The organism is Citrobacter sp. Cpo090 (assembly GCF_030332665.1).
GTDB classification, from domain to species: Bacteria; Pseudomonadota; Gammaproteobacteria; order Enterobacterales; family Enterobacteriaceae; genus Citrobacter; species Citrobacter portucalensis.
Window position 1 is genome coordinate 1 of sequence record NZ_JAOWHK010000024.1, and the last position, 3,514, is coordinate 3,514.

The 3,514-nt window shown below is 40.2% G+C and carries 3 protein-coding genes and 1 pseudogene; 3 read left to right on the top strand and 1 reads right to left on the bottom strand.

All coding sequences use genetic code 11. The features are described 5' to 3' along the window. Positions 1-232: hypothetical protein (locus OGY83_RS02520; protein ID WP_286635179.1), on the top strand; the 232-nt coding region annotated here is incomplete at its 5' end. Between the two features lie 591 nt (positions 233-823). Here OGY83_RS02520 and OGY83_RS02525 read toward each other — a convergent pair. Next, positions 824-1,112: pseudogene (locus tag OGY83_RS02525) on the bottom strand (IS3 family transposase); the annotation flags it as partial. 217 nt (positions 1,113-1,329) lie between these two features. On the opposite strand from OGY83_RS02525, the gene OGY83_RS25155 reads away from it, so the two are divergent. Continuing rightward, positions 1,330-1,674 (top strand): Ig-like domain-containing protein, encoded by a 345-nt coding sequence (locus OGY83_RS25155; protein ID WP_353622038.1) that lies wholly within the window; start codon positions 1,330-1,332, stop codon positions 1,672-1,674. 316 nt (positions 1,675-1,990) lie between these two features. Next, a partial coding sequence (locus tag OGY83_RS02530) for an inverse autotransporter beta domain-containing protein (protein ID WP_286635180.1) occupies positions 1,991-3,514 on the top strand: 1,524 nt, incomplete at its 3' end.

Sequence of the window (3,514 nt, forward strand, 5' to 3'; positions counted from 1 at the left end):
CGTTACCGGAGGGGGGAGATATTTCACAGGAGAGAACACCTCAGTAAACTATGATCAAAACACCATCTATTTTGAAGGTGCTATCTCTTTACCAAAATATGATTATGATAAAGTTACTTATAAAATAAACTCCAGTGGTGGAGATAAAATAATTTTTGAAGCATTCACTTCGGATATGTCGGAGGGTGATTTATTAAAAGCCAAAAGAAAATTAATATATAACTTAAATTAGAGAAAGCATAAAAATACCAACGCGAACAAATAACCGGAATTAAGACTAATTTTGAACAGTTTAAAACGAACCTTCGAAACACAATGGAAATTTTGATCAGATGAAGTACGCAGGTATTTTTCTGTTGATATTTGTAATGGTATCAATGAAGAGTTATGCGGCTGCTAATGATTATCATAGTTATTTAAAAACAGTTCTGGATAATGTGGAAGCGTCAAATCAAAAGAGGCTTTGGTCAATGCTGAGGAATTAAATAAACTTAGTACCCAACAGACCTTATTGCTTTCAATAATAAGAAGATAAGATTTATATAGCAAGATAGTAAGCTATTGGAAAGCTTATTGGCTACGCCCTCTATTCCTGTCGACATTGATAAGGAGGCTACATCAGAATTTGGAACTTTTAGTTATTATTCCTTTATGGAGTAATAGCCTTCGCGGCTGTATTCAACCACGAAGGTTTAGTTCTGCAGAAGGAAGATAATCCGAGAGGGGCGATGCGAAACGCAGTTGATAAAGAAAGAGAGTTAATGGCTGCGACGCTAAGGATATGATTTTCGAACACGAAGATATCTGCCCGGGCCGGATCCTAAGTTTTATAGATGTGTTTTCTGATCCTTTCTTTTTTCAGCGAACTGAAGAACGATTCGGCCACAGCATTATAACAGAATTTGCCACGCCGGCTCATATTGGGTGCCTGGTTATTGGTCCGACAGAAGCGCTGCCGTTCTGGCTGCCCTGGACGGAGTGCACGACAATATCGCCGTCCGGTTTACGTCGCCAGACCGCCATCATCAGCACATCCATGTACGGATATAAGTGATGTCGGTGACCCAGACCTGATTGGCCCGGATAAAGGTAAATTGCCGTTGCACTCGATTATTGTTTTCACTTGGAATAAAACTTATTCCATCTGTCGTTATCACTTGGCCATTAGTCAGAGAATTTCCATTTTCCAGTGTGGCGCGTACCAGGACAAGGCCTGCAGTTTTGCTGCTGACCTGAACAACCGCGGTGCCATTGAAATCTGTTTGTACACTCTCCGGCTCGATGGTAACCCCCTGAACGGATGTTTACAGGAGTGTTCTTGGTCAGATTTTGCGTCGGGCATCTCCCTTTTCTCATTTCCCTCCATCCGGGTATTACCCCAATTCTTCCAAATATGTCCTTATTGACACTTCGGCACTCCCTCCCACTGTAGGACTTGACGAAAATAGCGATGCTGGCATTAAATATGACGATATTACTAATGATTCCACACCCATATTAACCGGATTGGCTGAGGTCGGTTCTACAGTCAGAGTAACGGTTAATGAAAAGACGTACATTACCGTTACGAGGCTAATGCTGGTTGGCCTTTGGAAATCACCAGCCTCTTGTAGAGAGGCCTTAGTCACTATACTGTACTGGTGGAAGAAAGAGCGGATAACTTATATGATATAAAACCGAACAGATTACACTTGATACACAATTAGGGGTACCAACCGCTGGTTTGCTTGAAACGGATAATAGTGGTGATAAACTTGATAACATTACCAACGTACAAATCCATCTTTAACGGGAGTTACTGAGACTGGTGCAGTGGTTATAATCTAGATCAATATCAAAATATATTTCACTTCTGCAGGAAATGATAATACATGGACTCTTCATATTACGAATACTTTAAGAGAAGGTAGTAATAAACATAGCGTAACAGCAGTGGTTTTATCAACGTTGGTTGTTGGTAAAATTAATTTTTAATATTTAAGGTTTATTTATGGTTAATGATTCTAAAAGTTCTAAATCTACTCCGGTAGTATGGGCAAACATATTTGTTCAAACTTTCCTTCCTCCTGCGTTATATCTTTCACCAACTGTTTCTGCCGCGAAAAAGGAAGATATGCTTGCCCATAAGGTAGCAAACGAAATAAACAGCATCACCACAAACTTAGGGGTGTCGGAGAGTGAGTTGCAAAAAATAAACCAATCTTATGTAAATGATAAGACCAAAAATAAATATGAAAAACAATATGTTAGCAAGGATGTGAGTGCAGGTATAAGTTCCAGTTTTGCTGATACAGTACCGGCTTCCGATATGGTTACGACCCTGGTCAGTAGCGCGGCTACTGGCGAAATTCAGCGCTGGTTAAGCAAGCGTGGTTCGGCTAAGGTCTCAGTAAACGTTCATAAAAGCAAGTCACTCAGTGGAAGCTCTTTAGATTGGTTAATGCCAATTTACGATAAAAAAAATGTGACTTTATTTACTCAGGTTGGTGCAAGAAATAAAGAACACCGTAACATTGTTAATATGGGTGTCGGTGCCAGAGCATTATATGATGACTGGATGTTCGGTATCAATACTTTCTATGACTACGACTGGACTGGAGATCATTCTCGCCTTGGGGTTGGGGCAGAGGCTTGGTCAGATTACTTGCAGTTTTCTATCAACGGATATCATCGGTTGAGTAGTTGGCGTCAATCCAAAAATCTTGATGATTTTAATGAGCGTCCAGCAAATGGGATTGATTTTCGAGCTAATGGTTGGCTTCGAGAAATCCCCCAAATCGGTGGAAAATTAATCTATGAACAGTACTTTGGAAAGAACGTGGCGTTATTTGGTAAAGATAACTTGCAACATAATCCCTATGCATTAACGGTAGGTCTTAATTACACGCCTTTCCCACTACTAACCTTTGGTATTGACAGGAAATTGGGTAAGGGTGGGGCTAATGATACATCATTTAATATGAATTTCACATATAGGATTGGAGATGACTGGAAGTCCCAGATTACTCCTAAATCGGTTATTGGCAGTCGCTCTATCGAAGAGATTCGTCATAATCTTGTGGATCGCAATAATGATATCATACTTGAATATAAGAAACGGGATTTAATTAAGTTGTCGTTTGGTAATAACAACATTATTAAGGGTGTACCTGGTTCACAACATTTGATAAGTGTAAATGTGTCGGGTAAGTATCCCTTGGATTACATTAAATGGACTGCAAGTGATTTCATTTCTGCAGGCGGAAATATAAGCGTTTTAGATCGTACCCTCTTCAATATAGTCTTACCAAAAAATCAACCAATAATAAAAAATCGAGGTGAGATTAGTTATAGCTTAGAAGCCATAGCTGTTGATACGCACGGAAATGAATCAAAAGGTGAGCTACTGATGGTTCTAATGGATACCATTGATTCGGAATTAACCTTTGCAGGTTCGCCGGTGGTCACCAATAACAATGCGGTGGCCGACGGCCAGGCTGCGATCGGGGTGGCCTTCACGGTGCAGGACGGCAAC